This is a genomic window from Clostridium saccharoperbutylacetonicum N1-4(HMT) (assembly GCF_000340885.1).
GTDB classification, from domain to species: domain Bacteria; phylum Bacillota; class Clostridia; order Clostridiales; family Clostridiaceae; genus Clostridium; species Clostridium saccharoperbutylacetonicum.
In genome coordinates this window covers 4,750,942-4,770,039 of the sequence record NC_020291.1, presented here as the reverse complement: position 1 = coordinate 4,770,039, position 19,098 = coordinate 4,750,942, and the positions used below count along the sequence as shown (strand labels likewise).

15 protein-coding genes are annotated in these 19,098 nt (G+C 28.3%); 11 read left to right on the top strand and 4 right to left on the bottom strand.

All coding sequences use genetic code 11. The annotated features are described in order from the left end of the window. Positions 1-79: 79 nt before the first annotated feature. Positions 80-961 (bottom strand): LysR family transcriptional regulator, encoded by an 882-nt coding sequence (locus CSPA_RS21310; protein WP_015394453.1) that lies wholly within the window; start codon positions 959-961, stop codon positions 80-82. Between the two features lie 231 nt (positions 962-1,192). Here CSPA_RS21310 and CSPA_RS21305 point away from each other — a divergent pair, with 231 nt between their 5' ends. The 6 genes from CSPA_RS21305 to CSPA_RS21280 all read left to right on the top strand — a co-directional run bounded on the left by CSPA_RS21305 (position 1,193) and on the right by CSPA_RS21280 (position 9,591). After that, positions 1,193-1,717 (top strand): ferritin, encoded by a 525-nt coding sequence (locus CSPA_RS21305; protein ID WP_015394452.1) that lies wholly within the window; start codon positions 1,193-1,195, stop codon positions 1,715-1,717. 150 nt (positions 1,718-1,867) lie between these two features. Then, positions 1,868-2,647: an SDR family NAD(P)-dependent oxidoreductase gene (locus tag CSPA_RS21300; protein ID WP_015394451.1), complete on the top strand. Its 780-nt coding sequence runs from the start codon at positions 1,868-1,870 to the stop codon at positions 2,645-2,647. Positions 2,648-2,809: 162 nt separating this feature from the next. Then, complete coding sequence (locus CSPA_RS21295) at positions 2,810-5,329, top strand: dynamin family protein (protein ID WP_015394450.1); 2,520 nt, start codon at positions 2,810-2,812, stop codon at positions 5,327-5,329. An 11-nt stretch (positions 5,330-5,340) separates the two neighbouring features. Beyond that, positions 5,341-6,036, top strand: a complete 696-nt coding sequence (locus CSPA_RS21290; RefSeq protein ID WP_015394449.1) for a hypothetical protein — start codon at positions 5,341-5,343, stop codon at positions 6,034-6,036. After that, a complete protein-coding gene (locus CSPA_RS21285; RefSeq protein WP_015394448.1) occupies positions 6,037-7,806 on the top strand; it encodes a dynamin family protein in 1,770 nt (589 codons plus the stop codon). A 3-nt stretch (positions 7,807-7,809) separates the two neighbouring features. Then, positions 7,810-9,591, top strand: a complete 1,782-nt coding sequence (locus CSPA_RS21280) for a dynamin family protein (protein WP_015394447.1) — start codon at positions 7,810-7,812, stop codon at positions 9,589-9,591. 70 nt (positions 9,592-9,661) lie between these two features. Here CSPA_RS21280 and CSPA_RS21275 read toward each other — a convergent pair whose 3' ends face one another. Further along, positions 9,662-11,068, bottom strand: coding sequence for a peptide MFS transporter (locus tag CSPA_RS21275; RefSeq protein ID WP_015394446.1), 1,407 nt, complete (start codon positions 11,066-11,068; stop codon positions 9,662-9,664). A gap of 459 nt (positions 11,069-11,527) precedes the next feature. Between CSPA_RS21275 and CSPA_RS21270 the strand changes: the two genes are divergently transcribed. Beyond that, the gene (locus CSPA_RS21270) at positions 11,528-12,094 is read left to right on the top strand and encodes a sigma-70 family RNA polymerase sigma factor (protein WP_015394445.1); all 567 of its coding nucleotides are present in this window, start codon (positions 11,528-11,530) and stop codon (positions 12,092-12,094) included. Position 12,095: 1 nt separating this feature from the next. Continuing rightward, positions 12,096-13,001, top strand: a complete 906-nt coding sequence (locus tag CSPA_RS21265) for a DUF4367 domain-containing protein (protein ID WP_015394444.1) — start codon at positions 12,096-12,098, stop codon at positions 12,999-13,001. Between the two features lie 72 nt (positions 13,002-13,073). Here the strand turns inward: CSPA_RS21265 and CSPA_RS21260 are convergent, their stop codons facing one another. Then, on the bottom strand, positions 13,074-13,949 hold the full coding sequence (locus tag CSPA_RS21260) for an AraC family transcriptional regulator (protein ID WP_015394443.1): 876 nt from the start codon (positions 13,947-13,949) through the stop codon (positions 13,074-13,076). A 229-nt stretch (positions 13,950-14,178) separates the two neighbouring features. Between CSPA_RS21260 and CSPA_RS21255 the strand changes: the two genes are divergently transcribed. Then, complete coding sequence (locus tag CSPA_RS21255; protein ID WP_015394442.1) at positions 14,179-14,766, top strand: DUF1349 domain-containing protein; 588 nt, start codon at positions 14,179-14,181, stop codon at positions 14,764-14,766. A 401-nt stretch (positions 14,767-15,167) separates the two neighbouring features. Here the strand turns inward: CSPA_RS21255 and alr are convergent, their stop codons facing one another. After that, positions 15,168-16,331, bottom strand: coding sequence for an alanine racemase (gene alr, locus CSPA_RS21250; protein WP_015394441.1), 1,164 nt, complete (start codon positions 16,329-16,331; stop codon positions 15,168-15,170). A 412-nt stretch (positions 16,332-16,743) separates the two neighbouring features. On the opposite strand from alr, the gene CSPA_RS21245 reads away from it, so the two are divergent. Then, complete coding sequence (locus CSPA_RS21245; protein ID WP_015394440.1) at positions 16,744-17,220, top strand: complex I 24 kDa subunit family protein; 477 nt, start codon at positions 16,744-16,746, stop codon at positions 17,218-17,220. Between the two features lies 1 nt (position 17,221). Continuing rightward, positions 17,222-19,096 (top strand): NADH-quinone oxidoreductase subunit NuoF, encoded by a 1,875-nt coding sequence (nuoF, locus tag CSPA_RS21240; RefSeq protein WP_015394439.1) that lies wholly within the window; start codon positions 17,222-17,224, stop codon positions 19,094-19,096. Positions 19,097-19,098: the final 2 nt, after the last annotated feature.

Sequence of the window (19,098 nt, the reverse complement as noted above, 5' to 3'; positions counted from 1 at the left end):
CCTCCTGTCATAATTATGCTTTTAGTATAACATTCAATTTTTTTATTTAGAAATATAATAAAACAATGCAGCTATAAGATTATCTTATAGCTGCATTGTTGACAAATAACTCAACACATGGATTTGTATTTTCTTTTAAATATGCTACACAAAATTTAATTGAATGTGGTTCACCTTGTATTTCAACAAAGGAAAATCTGTTGCTATTTAATTCTTTAATTCTTTTAGGTACAATACTTATTCCCATATTTAAATCTATCATTAAATTCAATATTTCACTATCTTCTACAGTTATAATTGACTTAGGTTTAATATTATATTTACCATAAAACTCAGAAAAATGTTTATACGTCTTTGTTTTTTTTTCATATGCCACCATTATATTATTTTCCATAGCAAGTTCACCTTTAGAAACTCGAGGTTTTTCTGATATCTTATTGTTAAAACTCATCATAGCACAAGCTTCATCTTCAAAGATTATTTTATAACCAATATTTTTTAAGCCTTCCAAATCATATGGCCATGTAAATACTATATCATAAATTTTATTTTCTAATTGCTTACTTATATCATTAAAGGCTGCTCTTCTAAATTCGAATCCTATTAAAGGATACATTTCTTTGAATACTTTTAGAATCTGTGGTAAAAATACTTCTTCAGTGCCTCCACATATTCCTATTGTAATCATGCCTTCAAATCCATATGCAACACTTTCAGCTTTTTTTACAGCAGTTTTATAGCCTTCAATTATTTTTTTTACTTCCTCGTAAAATACTTTTCCTGCTTCAGTAAGTACAACATTTTTACTTGTTCGTATAAATAATTGAAATCCTATTTCGTGTTCTAATGAATTGATCTGCTGGCTAATAGCTGGTTGAGCTAAATGACATTCTTGAGCTGCCTTAGTAAAATTTAAATTTTCTGCTACACTTATAAAATAAACAAGCTTATTTATATACATGATTATAATCAATATCCTTCCTATTTATGCGTAAAATATTTGTGAAACTTATGATAATTGTTATTATGTGATTTCCTTAATCTAAGAGTACTTCAAAAAAACAAATTATTCTATAGAAAATATTTGATGATTGAAAAATATGGTTTTAAGGTATAAAATTATTAGTAAGGAATAGTTATTTTATAACATAGAAAATTTATATAAAAGAGCAGATTAAAAGGAGGAAAGTATATGATTAGTAAGGAAATGGAACAACTTTTAAATGAACAATTAAATAAAGAGTTCTACTCAGCATATTTATATTTATCAATGGTTGCATATTTTGAAGATAAAAACCTTAAGGGATTTGCTAACTACTTTAAGGTTCAGGTTCAAGAAGAACGTGATCATGCAATGATGTTCTTTAGATACATATCTCACGTTCAAGGTGAAATTAAGTTGCAACAGATAGATCAGCCAAACTTAGTATTTAATTCTCCACTAGATGTTTTTAAAGAGGCCTACAAACATGAATTATTTGTTACAAAGTCTATTTATTCAATTGTTGATCTTTCACTTGATGAGAGGGATCACAAGACTAATGCTTTTCTTCAATGGTTTGTTAGTGAGCAAGCAGAAGAAGAGTCAAATATGGATGACAATATTAAGAAATTACAATTAATTGGCGATGATGTACGAGGTTTGTTATTGTTAGATTCTGAATTGTTAACAAGAACATATACTCCAGCAGCAAATCCAGCTATGCCAGCAGAATAAAAGTTGATTATAAAACTTAATATTTATATTGTTTAGATAAATGAACCATAGTAAAAATCAAAATTACTATGGTTCGTATTCGTTTTGAAGTCATAATTAGTATATGATTAAATAGTTTATCGTTACAATAATTAAAGAGAGGTATTAAATATGATAAGTAATGAAATTGTATTAATAACAGGCGCAACTAGTGGAATAGGATATGAACTTGCAAAAATATTTGCTTTTAATAAATATGATCTTATTTTAGTGTCAAGAAATGCAGATAAACTTGCTAGATTAGCTAATGAATTATCTGAGAAATATAACATAATGACTTATATTATTGCTCAGGATTTATCTGAGCAAGGAGCAGCAAGAATAATATTTAATACTATAACTAGAATGAACTTGCAGGTAGATATTTTAATAAATAATGCTGGAAGTGGTAAAGTAGGATTTTTTCATGAAATTGAAATAGAAAGAGACTTAGAAATATTACAATTAAACATAGTTTCTTTAACGGAGATGACAAAACTTTTTTCAAGGGAAATGGTTAAAAGAAATAAGGGCAGAATTTTAAATGTAGCATCTACTGGAGCTTTTGCACCTGGCCCTTTTACAGCAGTTTATTATGCTACAAAAGCATATGTTTTATCATTTTCTGAGGCCCTCTATAAGGAATTGCAGCCATATAAAATATCAGTTACAACTCTATGTCCTGGAGCAACAAGAACTAATTTTTCAAAAAATGCTGGAAAGAAAGATGTACCAGGTGGCATGGAGCCTGAAAAGGTAGCTGAAGCTGCATATTATGGATTAATGAAAAATAAGAGATTAGTGGTACCAGGATTTGCAAATAAAATATTAATAAAGCTGCCATCTGGTTTAGTGAGTTCACTAAATTTCAAAATGCAGAGGAAATTAGCCTTTAAAGAAGAGAAAGAATAAAATCAGTTATTAATGAAGAAGTTTGTAATTAGAATAGATACTATGCTAACAAGAGGTAGTATCTTTTTTTATTTAGATAATTAGGCTTAATTGTGTTAATATATAGGTATGATAAATGTAAATTAATTCTACAAATTACTTATAGTTTGTTATGGAGATATTATGATAAAAGATGGTTATATATTAAATGCGATTGAAGAAATAAAAGATATTTTACAAAAAAATGATTATAGAAAAACAAGATATAATAAAGATATAGAATGGCTTGAAGAAAGAAAAGAACTATTTAATAGCAATATAATAAGAATTGCTATTATGGGAGTAACCAGTAGTGGAAAATCAACTTTGGTTAATGCACTTTTAGGTGAGCGGATTTTACCTATGGCTATAAGGCCAAGTTCTAGTATAATAATTACTGCATCGAAAGGTGTAAATAGAGAAGCAATAATTTATTTTAATGATAAAAAGCCGAAAATATTAAAAGAGGATGATTTAAATGAAGATACTATAAGTGAATATGCTGATGAAAATAAGAATCCTAACAATGAATTGAAAGTTACACAAATTCATATTACCACCCCTAGCTTCTTATTAGATGAAAATATACATATCATTGACAGCCCGGGACTTGATGCTTGGAATTTAGAAAATCATGAGAAATTAACTTTAGAAATACTATTGCCAACAATAGATATATGCATTTTTGTAACGACTGTTAAAGCTAATAGTGATGGAACAAATGCTGAAAAAATAAAAATTGTTGATGAAAAAGAAAAGCAGATAATATTAGTACAAAATATGATTGACTCAGTAGAAGAGAAAATTGGTAAAAATGGAATAATTGAAGAAGATAAGATTACTATTTTGAAAAAACATAAAAATAGGGCTGAAAATCTATTGGATAAAGCAACACAAGGAAAAGAGAAGTTTGAAGTTATTCAAATATCTGCTCTCAATGGACTAAATGGAATTATAAATGATGATAATGAATTATATAAAAAATCGAATTTAGAAGGTTTTATAAGAGCAGTAGAAATCTGCAAGGAAAATACTATACCTAAGATTGATATGAAAAGGGCTATTAGCCTTAAGGATAAAATAAATAGTATAATTAATACTGACAAAGAAATAGTAAAAGGAAATGATTTAGAAGCTATACAAGCTTTGGCAGAGGTAAAAAGTAGAGATGTTGATAAACTTGTATATGATTTTGAAAATGCCCAGGAAAAAATTTTGTTAAAAATTAAAGATATTGAAGAAGTTATTTCTGGAACAATAAGTGAAATTACAGAATCAACTTCCGAGGATTTTGAAGATTATTTAAATATAGTAGATAGAATCAATAATAAGAAATTATATATTGAAAGTGATATCATAAATGTAGTTAAAGATTGTGAAAATCGTAAAAAGGATATATATGATAAGTTAAATTTAGATATAAGATTTTCCTATTCACTACCTAATATTGAAAGCAAAAATATAGAAATTAAACATAGGGTTGAAGAAAAGACCATGCTATTCAAAAAAGATGGAGTGTTTAATAAAGGAAAAAGATTTTTATCTAATTTGTTAGATAAAGAATGGGGCTATAAAGAGGTAGAATATGATGAGAAAATAATAGATAAAGATGCTACCCAAAAAATGGCTAAGGATATATGTAATGAAAATAAAATAAGCTATATTAATATATTGAAAGAATGGAGTAATCAGTTTAATAAATCTATTGAGATATTTTATGATGAAGCTAAGAAACGAGCAGAAGAATATAAAGAAAAAAAAGATCAAAATATTGAATTATTTGATTTAGATGATGTGAGCAGGAGCTTATCAGTTATTAAAGATATGCTTGAAGAATTCAAACTTGAAGAAAAAGATGAAGTATCAATAACAATAGACGAACCTGAACAAAAGATAATATATCAAATTCCAAAAGATCAATATAATTTTTATGTATTAAGTAATAAAGTTTTAGAGCAAAATTATTTATTAGTTGGACAATATATAAGACAAAAATGTAGCGAAAAAGTGAAAAATAGCTTTTTTAATCTTTTTTGGACATGGGATATAGATTCCTGCAATGAATTTATATTTAGAACCTATGGAAATTATTTAAGTAAAAATGAATGTGAAAGGCTAAAAGAAGAAGGTTTGCTGAGTATTGATAATTTAGTAATTGCTTATGAATTATGTAAGAATAATAAAGATTTTTATAATAAGATTAATACACTTAAAGATAAGTCTTTCAATATGTTTATTTTATTTAATGGCATTCAAATAGGAAACTCTAAAAAGCAGATTTTAGAAAGTAGAAATTTACTTGCGTTCTTTAAAAATAGCAAAAGCATTATGTTGAATTTAGTTATAGATTCTTCAAGAGAATTTATTAATGCAAACAATGTTCAAGAACTTTTATTTGAAGTTAAAAATTTAAAAAATAGCATTAAAAATAGATATTATAATGTTGTGGTAGATTATGTTTTGATCAATGCTAAAAATCCTATATATAATATGGCACTGATAGAAAGTACACAGAAAGGACAATTTTTAATAAGTGATTATAAGAATTTGAAGGAAAAGTTGTTTGAAAATCCTTTAGCAAGAGGGATGGAAGAAAAAGAAATATTAGAATCAATATTAAGTTATTATTTGAATAGAAACTGTGACGCAGATTTTAATGCGTAAAGGAGTATGACATGGAAGAAAAATCAATTTTAATTCAAAGTGATGAGGTTACAAAAAATATAATGAGTGAAATTCAAGATGATATGGCAAATGCACTTTCTAAAGTGTCTAGAAACATGTCAGAGGAAGTAATCGAAAAGTTAATTCCTATTGAAAAGAAGATAAATGATTTAAAGGGAAGTTTTCAAGAGTTTCAAGAAGAAGAATTTGAAGAAAAACTTGAAGATTTAAATAATAGTATAAAAAATATATCTAAAACTATTGAAAATACAATAGAGGCCGCTATAAATAAAAATTTAGAAGAGCAAAATAAAGTTCTATTTAGCTCAATAGAAGATAGACTTGCTATTTTAGGCCTTAAAATTGTAAAAGATGCTACTAGCAATAAAGAGGAAATTATTAATAAGATTGATAATATTAATCTTGGAAAAGTTGAAGAAAAAGTTGAAGAAGTAGGAAAAAGTATCGAAAGTAAGACCAAAGCAGTTGAAAAGTCAATTAAGGATAACTTAGTTAGTGGTAATAATTTTGTTTTAGAGAAAATTAAGAAGATTGATGATAAAATTGAAGATAAAGATGTTTTGATTGAATTAATTAATAAAATAGAAGATAGTTTTAATGAAAGAATCGATAATATACAAGAAGAAGTTGAATGGGGCAATAAGTCAATCTTCGCTAGGATTTTTGGAAAAAGGAGAGAACAATAAATGTCATATATGAATTTAATTGAAGATGAAAGATTCTATGGGTTATTAGAAAAATATTTACATAATGATCAGGGAGTTAACTATAAAGAGTTTTTTTATCATTTTTTAGAAAATTTAAATAGGAAAGAAATAATAGTTCCTGTGTTAGGAATTCAAGGAGCTGGGAAGAGCAGTTTTTTAAATTCTATACTGATGGAAGATAATATTCTTCCTACAGATGTAGATGAGACAACTTGTGTACCAGTTGAAGTGAGATATGGAGATAATGTTAATGAGGCTATAGTCTATTATATAAATGGAACTAAGGAGAACATACAAGTTAAAGATTTAGAAAAGTATGTTCATAATGATTTTAATGCTGGAAACGCTCTTAAAGTTTCTAAAATAGTTTTACATAATCAAAGCGAAGTATTGAAAGATGATATTGTTCTTGTGGATTTACCAGGAGTAGGTAGTTTGACGCCTGAAAATCAAAGAACTACTTTGGAATATGTAAATAAGCTTGTAGCAGGAATTTTTTTAATTAGAACAAACCCTCCTATAACAAGATCAGAAAAGAACTTTATTAATGCCTTATGGCCAAAGCTTTCAAATACGCTTTTTATACAAAATAAATGGAATGATGAAAGTTTAGAAGATGCTAATGAAGCAAAAGAACATAATGAAGGTGTCTTAAGCAGTATAAGTTATGCTCATAATGAAGAAAGAGAAATTCATGTTGATGTAGTAAATGTTTATCAAGCGGTAAAAGGGAAATTTACTAAGGATAATTTAGCTTATGAGGAATCAGGTATTACTAAAGTTATAGAAGAAATAAAAAACATTTCAAAAGAATATAATGAGGATTTAATAAGAACTTTAAAAGAAAGATTATATGAAGCTTTAAAAGGGATCAATGATAAAATAGAGGCGTATAAGTTATTAGCTTTAAATGAACATAAGCAAAATGTATTGGAAAAAGAAGAAAAAATTAATCAGGTAAAAATGCTGATTTCTGATAATAAAGCTAAAATAAGAAAATGTAGAATTTATGCAGATGAAGAAATGGGGAATATTATAGATAATTCTTCTAAGATAATAAAAGAAAATATGGAAAATTTAAGGATTGAATTAAGAAGAATTATTAATAAAGGAATTGTAGATGGAAATAGATTAAGTTTAATCTACAAGGAAAGTTCAGATAAAGCAATAAATGATATAATGGATCAAATTTTAGCTAGTATAGGTAATCTTATAAAGAATATTAATTATGAACTTGATGAAATTAAAGTAAAAGGGTTCACTGGAACCTATGAAAATATATCGTTCTTTAATAGAAAAAGTTCAGTTAAATATGAAAAATCACTTCCTACAGTACTTGGAGTGTCAAGTGGACTAATAGGAGCTGCTGGTGCAGTAAGTGTCCTTGGAGGACCAGCAGGAATTTTAGTTGGTATGGGAATTAGCTTAGCCTTTTCATTAATAGGAAATCAGATGCGTAAAAAGATTGTTGAAAATAGAGCTAGCTATACGCTGAAGGACTTAGAGCCAATGATAGAAGATTTGGAAAAGTATTTAAAGGAAGAAATCCTTGGAGATTTAATGGCAAAACAACAAGAGGTAGATGATGCTATTAGAGAATTAAAGAATAATTTAGAAAAGACTTTTAAAGAAGATATGAAAAATATAGAAATGAGATATGAAACACATTATAACGAGGAACATGTTCAAGAATTTGAAGAAGATTTAAAGATATTAAGAGATTTAATACAAATATGCAAGGAGAAATAATATATGGATATTTTTAAAAGCTGTGTAGATAGACAAAATAGAATAGATAAAGTTGTTAATATCCTTGACAGTGATGAGGTTACAATTAAAAATCAATTGGTGAAGGATAGAATAATTAATCCAGCTCATTATGTTGTTATGCTAGGAGAGACAAGCTCAGGAAAGAGTGCTTTAATAAATAGTATTTTTGATAGAAAGATACTTGTAGAAAGTGTTAGACCAACAACAGGTGTAGTTACTGAAGTTGTTATAGATGAGAAGGAAGAAGAGAGCTTGATTGCTATAAGTGACGATCTTACTAGAGAGGTTATAGATGAAGATAGATTTGCAGCTCTTACAACTAAACCTATTGGAAATTTAATGCGACTTAAATATGTTGGAAGAAGTAAAAATAAAAAATATAATGGAATAAGAATATTTGATACTCCAGGGTATGGTTCTCTCATTGAAAAGCATGAAGAAGTTTTAAAGGAATTTATACCAGAAAGTGATTTTATCATCTATGTTGTTTCTTATAAAACAGGCGTAGGGGAAGATGATTTTCAATTCTTAAAATATGTTGGAGAAATTATAAATAAAAATGTTGAAGTTGTATTAGCAGTTAATATGTGCCCAGAAAATACAGATGAAACTAATAAAAGAATTTGTGAAATAAAAAAAGCTGTCAGTGAATGTCTTCATATAGATACGAAGGTATTTCTAATTGAAAGCAGTAGTGAAAAAAATCCAGCAACAGATGAACTTTGGGATTACATTTATAAAAGAGTCACTGATCCAAGTAAAGAGGAAGAACTTGCAGAAGTTTTAAAAAGCTATCAGGATTATGTGCTACGTGAATGTAATATTAAAATAAATTCTAAAATTGCAGATATTGAATCGGCTAAGGTAAGTACAGGAGAAAAAGTTGATGTAATCAAAGAATTTTTAGATGAAAAGAAAAATATATTAGATTCAATAGAGAATGGTTTTGTAAAAATAAAATTACAAGCTATTAGACTTATTGGAAAATTTGATTTAAAGATTAAAGAAGATGTGAAAAAATACATATACGATGAAAGCAAATGGACTATGAAGGAAGAAACCTTTAATTTAATGCAGCATTATTATGTTCCTAAGCTGACTAATGAAGAAACTGATAATTTAAATTCTTATATTGAGGATGAAATTATTGCCTTAGATAGAGAAATTGAGAAGTTGTTAAGTGCTGAAATAATAAAATTAGAGGAAAATGTTAAGAAGAATAATTCTCTATATAGCGAAGTCATTGAGGAAATTATCGAAAAACATAGAGGAGATATTATAAAGCAGGCTACAGGTGAAATGTTTAGAAGAGCAGAAAATGGCTTGGGAGAAAGTAAAAATTTAAAGAAACTTTTGAATGCTTTTGAAAGAGTGAGTTATGGTGATACTAACAATAATTTAAATCATGTATTAAAAACTATAAAAGCAGCATCTGTAAAAGGAATTACTGAATCATTGAGTGTATTCACAGATTCAATTTTCTTTTTATATGATTCATTGACTTGGCAGAAAAAAATTGAGGAAATATCTATGACTGCAGTGGATAAATGGGCAAGCAATATAGATGAAGCTGTAAGAAGATATTTAGATAAGATGAAAGAAGCTAATATGGAACAAGTGCGAGCTTTATTTTATGATTTAAGTAAAGAATTTAAAAATAATAAAAAAGAATTAGAGGATATAAGTTCCGAAGAATTAACTAGACTTAAAACAGAGATAGACTTTTTACTTAATAAATGTTTATTGATAAATTTAAAAAAATAGTAGAACAATTTGTATAGAGTAAACTTTTAGGCACATGAATATTTTCATGTGCCTAAAGTTATTATGCATATCATTCCATCATAGCTACTAATTTTTTATTAAAGGTTAATAATATTAATCCCATAATAATTGAAACAACAGCTATTCCGCTGAATATTTGTAAATGACCTAGAATTTCAACATATCCAGCAAGGTGTCCAGCAATTTCGTTGGCTACAAAGCTGCTTAATAGCCACACACCCATTAGGAATGATGCAAGCTTAGCTGGAGCTAATGAGCTTACCATTGAAAGACCTACAGGCGATAAGCAAAGTTCTCCCATGGTATGAAGGAAGTAAGTTCCAACTAGCCATATCATACTAGCTTTAACTGCTGTATCTTCTACATTACCGCCTCTTTGCATAACCGCGCAAACCATAAGTAGGAAACCAAAACCTAACATTATTGAACCTATTGCCATTTTTTGAGGAATGCTTAAATCACCTCTTTTGCTAGAAGCAAGTTTGTACCATAATTTTGATACTGGTATTCCAAATGTCACTATAAAAAGTGGATTTAGTGATTGGAACCATGAAACTGGAACTTCCCATCCCCCAACTGATCTATTTATATAATCTTGAGTATAGATAGTAAGTGAACTACCAGCTTGTTCAAAGCCTGTCCAGAAAATTATAACAAAAGCTGTAAGTATTAAAATAACTGTAGTTCTATGTTTTTCCTTTTTGGTTAAAGGAGGATATTGTGCTTTAGTATTTGTGTTGTTTTTAACCTTTACTACTGGTGATTTTCCAATATCACCAAGGTATTTATTTGATAAAGCATTAAAGAGTATTTGTCCGAGTACCATACCAATACCAGCAACTAAGAATCCGTATCTGTATCCATAATGTATGATTTCTCCACCTTGGACTGTTGCCATTGTTTTTTCAGCTAAAGTTCCACAAATAAGAGGAGCTAAAAATGACCCAGTATTTATTCCCATATAGAAAATAGTAAAAGCTGAATCCTTTCGTTTATCTCCTTCAGGATACAAATGTCCAACTATTGTTGAAATATTTGGTTTAAAGAATCCATTACCAATGATAAGTAAAAATAAGCCTATATATAAAGCTGCTAAACTTTGATTTGAGAACAATGTAAATTGTCCTAAAGCTATTATTATTCCTCCAATAGTGATAGCTTTTCTTTGACCTAAATATCTGTCAGAAAGATATCCGCCTAAGAGTGGGGTAAGATAAACTAACCCTGTGAAGTTGGCATATATGCCCATTGCGGAAGCTTTATCAACACCAAGTCCACCTTTTATAAATTCTGTGGTTAAGTACATTACAAGTAATGCTCTCATACCATAATAACTAAAGCGTTCCCACATCTCGGTCATGAATAACATATATAAACCGGGTGGATGCTTCATTTTTTTTGTTTCGTTAGATAAAACTTCGTTTATCATAACATCATTTTCTTTTTTAAGTTCCATAATAATCCTCTTTCTCTAATATTTTGTTATCAGTTTGATTTTATCAATAAATTTGACAATTTGCAAAAAAATAGGTTAAAAACTGCTAAATTTAAACATGAAATAAGGCTGCTGATATTAAAAATTAAATATTTAATATGAAAAATTTAATAATAGGTTTTATAAAACCTATTGCATAATTGTGAATATGATAAAAATAATAAAATTTTCATGATAAATTCATATTTTTATTATTGTAGTTGGAAATGAGAATATTATAATCAAAGAAACTCAATATTAGCAGGTGGTTCAAAATGGGATTACCTGTTTTTATATGGTATCCTAAATAGGGAATAGTTTTAAATTGAGAAAAATTATTTTTTATAAAAAGTTTGTAATGAAATAGAAAAAAGAGCGTATTTACTTATGTAAGCAGCTTAGCTAAGTAAATATTATTGCAGTAAGGAGGAGATTAATAAGGTGGAGCCGGTTACCGTGGTTAATTTCTTGCAGAAAGAGAAAAAAATAAATGAGATTGTGGATAAGCAAGATGAGTTTACTGAAATCTTTGAACTTTATTATAAAAGACTATATAACTATACCTATTATAGAGTTAATTCGCAGGCAGTTGCAGAAGATTTAACAAGTCAGGTATTTGAAAAAATTATGTTAAACATAAAAACTTATTGTATTGAAAAATCAAAATTTGAAGTTTGGATGTTTACTATATCAAGGAATGTTATTAATGATTACTTTAGAAAACAAAAAAGACATAAAATCATTTCAATTGATAGCATTATTGACTTGATATCAGGGGATAAGGGACCAGAAGATTTAATTATTAACGAAGAAAGAAACAATAAACTAATAAATGCATTAAATATTTTAGATGCTAAAGAACGTAATATTATTGCATATAAATTTGGTGCGGATTTAAAAAATGTGGAAATTGCAAAAATTTTAAAAATTAGTGAAAGTAATGTTGGGGTAAAGCTCCATAGGATTATGAAAAAACTTAAAAATGAAATGGAAAAGGAGGCTAAATAAAATGAAACGAAATAAGGATAATAAAGGAAATTACATTGAAGGTATAGACGAAGAATTTCAGGATTTAGCAGCCGGTTTTAGTAAATTAGATTTTAGTAAAGAAAGTAATAAAGCTTATGTTTTTGAAACAACTTTAAAAAATGTTAATAGTAAAGGAGATAAAGATATGAATAAAATAAGGAAAACAGTGGCTATAGCAGCATCGTTAGTAATAGCTTCAACATTAGTAGCTCAAACATCATTTGCACAAGAATCAGTGAGTAAAATTATAAAAAGCATAAATTTAGGACATGTAACAATGGTACAAGAAGAAGATAATGATGAGCCTAAAGAAGTTGATTTGCCAGATTCGCTTAAAGGTAAAGCTTATGATAAAAATGGAAAATTAATTGAAAAGCTTACAAAAGATACAGCAAAAGATGGTATATATGATAAAGATGGAAACCGAATTACAAAGTTCATTATGAATGATGGTTCGGTAGTTGAAATGAAGGACAAGAATAGTAAGTCAGAGGATAAGTTATATGTTACTGATATTAACAAAATAAGTGATTATACTTGTTTTAAGGTTAAGCTACCTACTTATTTACCTGATGGATATACATTTAAAAATGCAGAATTCACTAAGGACGAAAATGGTAATGTGAAAGATAGTAAATATGCGGATATAAATTTTGAAAATAAAGTAACAGGAAAAGAAATATTTTTACAAGAGAGATTTGCTTGTGATGAAACTAAAACAGTAGGTAATGCAGATGATATTGAGAAAATCAAAATTAATGGGGTAGATGCTATTTTGTCAGATGGTAGAAATATTGATTGGGAAACTGATAATACTTTGTTTTATTTAGGGGGTAAAAATATTGGTAAGGATGAGGTTATTAAAGTAGCGGAATCAATTAAATAATATTAAGTGGGGTGATTTTTCTGACCTCACTTAATATAAAGTTTAAAAAATATTAGCAGGATGAAAATTTTATTAATTTGCATTTCTAAACTCTTTTGGAGTAACTTTAAATTTTTCTTTGAAAAGTTTATTAAAGTAAGAAACGCTATTAAATCCAGTTTCATAAGATATTTCAGTTATCGATTTGTCAGTTGTATTTAAAAGCTTTGAGGCTATATCTAATCTATATACATTAATATATTCGGTACAAGTAATTCCTAAATTTTTTTTGAAAAATTTCATAAAATAATATTGACTTAAATTACAACTATTAGAAACATCAATGATTGAGATATCATTCATATAATTTTCGTGTATATAATTTAATATTATTTTAATTTTTCGAGTTGTTTCATTTGTTAGCGGAACAACTTTTTTCTTTATTATCAAATCATTTTCATAAAGAAGTGAGAAAAAATAAAATAAGAAGGATTTTAGTTTAAGTTCAAAAGCAGCTTTTTTAGAATTAAAGCATTTAAAAATTTCTTCTAAACATTTTGATAGTTCAAAATAGCCACTACTTTCTTTATCTATAATTAAAGGTAATTGATGCTCATTATTTAATATTGGAGCAAAGTATTGAATTAAACATCCATCTGTTATAGCACTATTTAACATACTTAAATCAAAGACCATAACATTCCAAGAACAATACATTTTGTTTATAGGATTCATAGAATGAAGAGAAAAAGGTTTTATTATAAGTATATCTCCTTCTTTTAAGATATAGGAATCTAAGTCAACTCTAAATTGAGCAGTACCTTTTTTTATAAATACAATTTCAATTTCTTCATGCCAATGAGTTACGACAGATGAAGAATTTTTATTATCAAGTTCACAAAAATAAGTTGTAAATGGAAGAATGAAGTTTCCATGTGCTTTATTTTCTTTTAAATCTATATTATTCAAAAAATCACCTCAAAAAAGCAGTATTTTTATATAAATTAGCTGTATTATAAAAGTATTGTAAGTGTTTATTATTTATAATAGCATTATAATGGAATTAGGTGGGCGCTATAGCTAAAAAATTAATATTTTTGGAAGTTATTATAAAAAACCAAAAATGTTAATTGAGTTTAGTAAAATGTATTTGAGGTGTGAGTGTATAGATTAAAATAATTGTTTTGGAGGGATTTAGATGTTGAATTTTGATTTGGAAAAAACTTTTTGGATTAATAAACCTAAAAAATATGAAATTAATAATGAAGAAATTATAATAATTACAGAGCCAGAAACAGATTTTTGGCAAAGAACTTATTATGGATTTAGAAATGATAACGCGCCAGCTTTATTAATTAAAACGGATGAAAGATATTTTTCATTTACAGTTAAAACTAACTTTAATAGCAAAAAGCAATTTGATCAATGTGGAATTATAATCTATCAAAATAGCGATAATTGGTTTAAGGTATCCACAGAATATGAAAATGATAAATATCAAAGGTTGGGAAGTGTAGTTACTAATAATGGATATTCAGATTGGGCTACAAGAGATATAGATAGCAGCATTAATTCAATGTATTATAGATTAAGCCGTAGAGAAAATGATTTTTGTGTTGAAAATTCAATGGATGGGAAAGTATTTAAACAGATGAGGATTTTTCATTTATTTGAAGGAGATAATGAAATAAATTTTGGACTATATGCATGTAGCCCATCAAATTCTTCTTTTGAAGCAAAGTTTTCTGAAATAAATATATCTGAGTGTTTATGGGAAGCTCATTAAGTTAATTAATATAAAGAAATATGGACCAATGTATAGGAAAAGTATACATTGGTCCAATTACAATATTAAGGATCTATTATAGATATCCCAATTAGTAATCAAACTTATAAATGGAATATACATACATCATTGAGAAATTATAATCGTAACACTACACTAGAAATTAGATACATTTTTTTGGAAGCAGGCATGTGAAATTGAGCTGATGATGGTTATTAGTGGAAGGCTGTTCCATTTTCTGCTTGTCATAAATTTACTTTAGGAACATGCAGAAATGGGTGCAACCTTCCACTTAGAACCTTCCAGCGAAAATTTCACTAGTCCTGTGGAAGATAAATGTATCTGATTTCGGTAATTGTTGCATAAGTATAATTCTTGCATTGTATATCTATATATTAACATTAAAGGTAGTTATGAACCTTAACCACTTTACCATTTTTAATGTAAATTCTAGGGACTCTATATTTAAGCATACATAGTATTTCATAATTGATTGTACCCATGACAGCTGCTATATCGTCTGCATTAAATTTCAAACCGTTTTGTTCTCCAAGAAGTATTACTTCATCTCCAACCTTAACGGTACAGTCAATATCAGTAACATCTATCATACATTGATCCATGCAAATTCTTCCAACCACAGGAGCAAATTGACCATTTATAATTACTTTTGCGTCCTTGGCAAATAATCGTGAATAACCATCTGCATAACCTATAGGAAGAGTTGCTATTATACTTTTTCTATTAGTTTTAAAGGTTCTTCCATAGCTTATATACATATCTTTGTCCATTTCTTGAACTCGTGTTATCTTTGCTTTTAAAGTTAATGCTGGTCTTAATGAAAGCATTTCTTTTTTTACTTCATTGGATGGATAATATCCATAAAGTATTATTCCAGCTCTAACAGCATCTAAATATGTTTCGGGCATATCCATAATTGCACCGCTATTAGATACGTGTTTTAAAGGTATTTTTAGTCCTTGTTTTGAAAGCTCTTCAGTGAAATTTGTAAATTTCTTAAATTGTTCATAGGTATAATTTTTATCTTTTTCATCTGCTGTTGAAAAATGTGTAAATATACCAAGAACATCTAATCCCTTTAATGAACAAATTTTAACAATATCTTCAACCGAATTTTTTGTTGGAAGGAAGCCAATTCTACCCATACCAGTATCCATTGCTATATGAATTTTAACTTTTGTATTAAGAGATAAAGCTATATTTGACAGTTCCTTTGCAGAATCTAAATCATATACAGTTTGTTCTATATCATATTTTATTAGCTCTTCACCTAATTCAACTGGAGTATAGCCCAGTATCATTATTGGAGCTTTAATATTATTATTTCTAAGTTCAATTCCTTCAGTTAAAACTGCAACAGCAAGCCTGGAGGCACCATTTTTAAGTAAAGTAGGAACTACATCGACAGCACCATGACCATAACAGTCAGCTTTAACTACGGCAATTACTTCCTTATCTTTTGCTAAAGCTTTTATATTTTTCATATTATATGCCAATGCATCTAAATCAATTTCTGCATATACAGGTCTGAGTAATTTTTCCATTTTTCTATCCTCGCAATTATTATTTCAAATAAATTTTTGTAATATCATCTTACAGATAACAGTAAAAATTAACAATTGTCATTTATCAATGATCAATTGCCAATATGTAGATTTCCGAAGGAAATAAAAACAAATTGATAATCAATCATTTATAATTGAACCTTACAATATATATTTTAATAAAATGAGCGAAAAAATAAAAGTACCACTAATATTAGAATTTATATTAAGGGTGGTTGATTATATTAATTAATATACCTAAATTGTTAATAATATAACAAAAAATAGATAAAAAATTAACAAAAAAATCAGAAATAACAGAATATTTTGAATAAACGTATTGTAATATGTTTTTAAATAAAGTAATATATAAATGTTGAATGCATGAAAACAATTGCAAGGAGGAAAATAAATGAGTAAATCTTTTGACTACAGTAACTTAGACATAATATTAACAAAATATAACCATGATGCGTGTAATATTATTGCAATATTGCAAGATACTCAAGAAAAGTATAGATATCTACCAAAAGAAGCTTTTGTTTATCTTTCAGAAAAGCTTGGGATGAGTAGAGCTAAAATTTATAGTGTAGCAACTTTTTATGAAAATTTTTCTTTAGAGCCTAAGGGCAAATTTGTAATTAAAATATGTGATGGTACAGCATGCCATGTTAGAAAGTCTATACCAATATTGGACAAGCTAAGAAAGGAACTTAATCTTTCAGAGGCTAAAACAACAACGGATGACTTAATATTTACTTTGGAAACTGTTTCTTGCCTTGGTGCTTGTGGACTAGCTCCGGCTATGACTGTTAATGATAAAGTATATGGATCAATGACACCAGAAAAAGCAATGGAACTGTTAAATACTTTTAAGGAGGAAAAATAATATGCTTCTTAATAGAAATGATTTGATTAATACAAGAGAACTTTATAAAAAAAGTTTAATAAAAGAAAAAAAGAAAATTTTAATATGTGCTGGTACTGGTTGTGTAGCAGGTGGATCACTAGATATTTATGAAGAATTTATAAAGTTAATGAAAGAAAAAGAAATAAATTGTGAAGTGAGCCTTGAGAAAGAACCACATGATGAAACTGTTGGAATTAAAAAAAGTGGATGTCATGGGTTTTGTGAGATGGGACCTCTTGTAAGAATTGAGCCTTTTGGATATTTATACATAAAGGTAAAGCCAGAAGATTGTGCTGAAATCCTTGAAAAAACTATAATTAATGATGAATGTGTCGAAAGACTTGCATATACTAAAAATGGTGAGATATATAAAAAACAAGAAGAAATACCATTTTATAAAAAACAAACTAGACTTGCACTTGAGCACTGTGGACATATTGATGCAACTTCAATTGAAGAATACCTTGCTATAGATGGGTATTCAGCCTTTGAAAAGGTGCTGTTTGATATGAAAGCAGATGAAGTTATTAAGGAAATAGAAGAATCAAATTTAAGAGGTCGTGGAGGCGGTGGTTTTCCAGCAGGTCGTAAATGGTCTCAAGTAAGTCGCCAAAAAGAAGAAATTAGATATATTGTTTGTAATGGTGATGAAGGAGATCCAGGTGCATTTATGGATAGAAGCATAATGGAAGGAGATCCTCATAGAATGCTTGAAGGCATGATGATTGCTGGTGTAGCTTGTGGTGCACAAAAAGGATATATATATGTTCGTGCAGAGTACCCTTTAGCAGTAAGCAGACTTTCAAATGCAATTGAGCAGGCAAGAAAGTATGGAATATTAGGAGAAAATATTTTAGGAACTGGATTTAGCTTTGATCTTCAAATAAATAGAGGTGCCGGAGCATTTGTATGTGGTGAAGGAAGTGCACTTACTGCTTCTATTGAAGGAAAAAGAGGAATGCCAAGAGTAAAACCACCAAGAACTGTTGAACAAGGTCTTTTTGGAAAGCCTACAGTACTTAATAATGTTGAAACTTTTGCTAATGTACCTATAGTTATTAATAAAGGTGCTGAATGGTATAGATCTATTGGACCTGAAAATAGTCCGGGAACAAAAGCTTTTGCCTTAACAGGGAATATTGAAAATACTGGTCTTATAGAGGTTCCAATGGGAACAACCTTGAGGGAAGTAATTTTTGATATTGGCGGTGGAATAAGAGATGGTAAAAAGTTTAAAGCCGTGCAAATTGGTGGACCATCAGGAGGATGTCTAACAGCTGAACACCTTGATCTACCGTTAGATTTTGATTCTCTTAAAAAAGCAGGTGCAATGATAGGATCTGGTGGTCTTGTAGTTATGGATGAAGATACATGTATGGTTGAAGTTGCACGTTTCTTTATGAATTTCACAAAGAATGAATCTTGTGGAAAATGTGTTCCTTGTCGTGAAGGTACTAAACGTATGCTTGAAATACTTGAAGGAATTGTTGCTGGTAAAGGTAAATTAGAAGATATGGATATGTTACTTGAACTTGCAGACACAATTTCAGCTACAGCACTTTGTGGACTAGGAAAAACAGCGCCATCACCTGTTGTTAGCACAATTAAGAATTTCAAAGATGAATATATAAAACATATTGTCGATAAAAAATGTCCATCAAAGACTTGTCAAAAGCTTAAGACAATATTAATTGACCCTTCTATGTGTAAGGGATGTTCAAAATGTTCAAAAGTTTGTCCTGTAGGGGCAATTTCAGGAAAAATTAAAGAACCATTCGTAATAGATCAAAACAAGTGTATAAAATGTGGAGCTTGTTTGGAAACTTGCCCATTTAAAGCTATAAAGGAGGATTAATA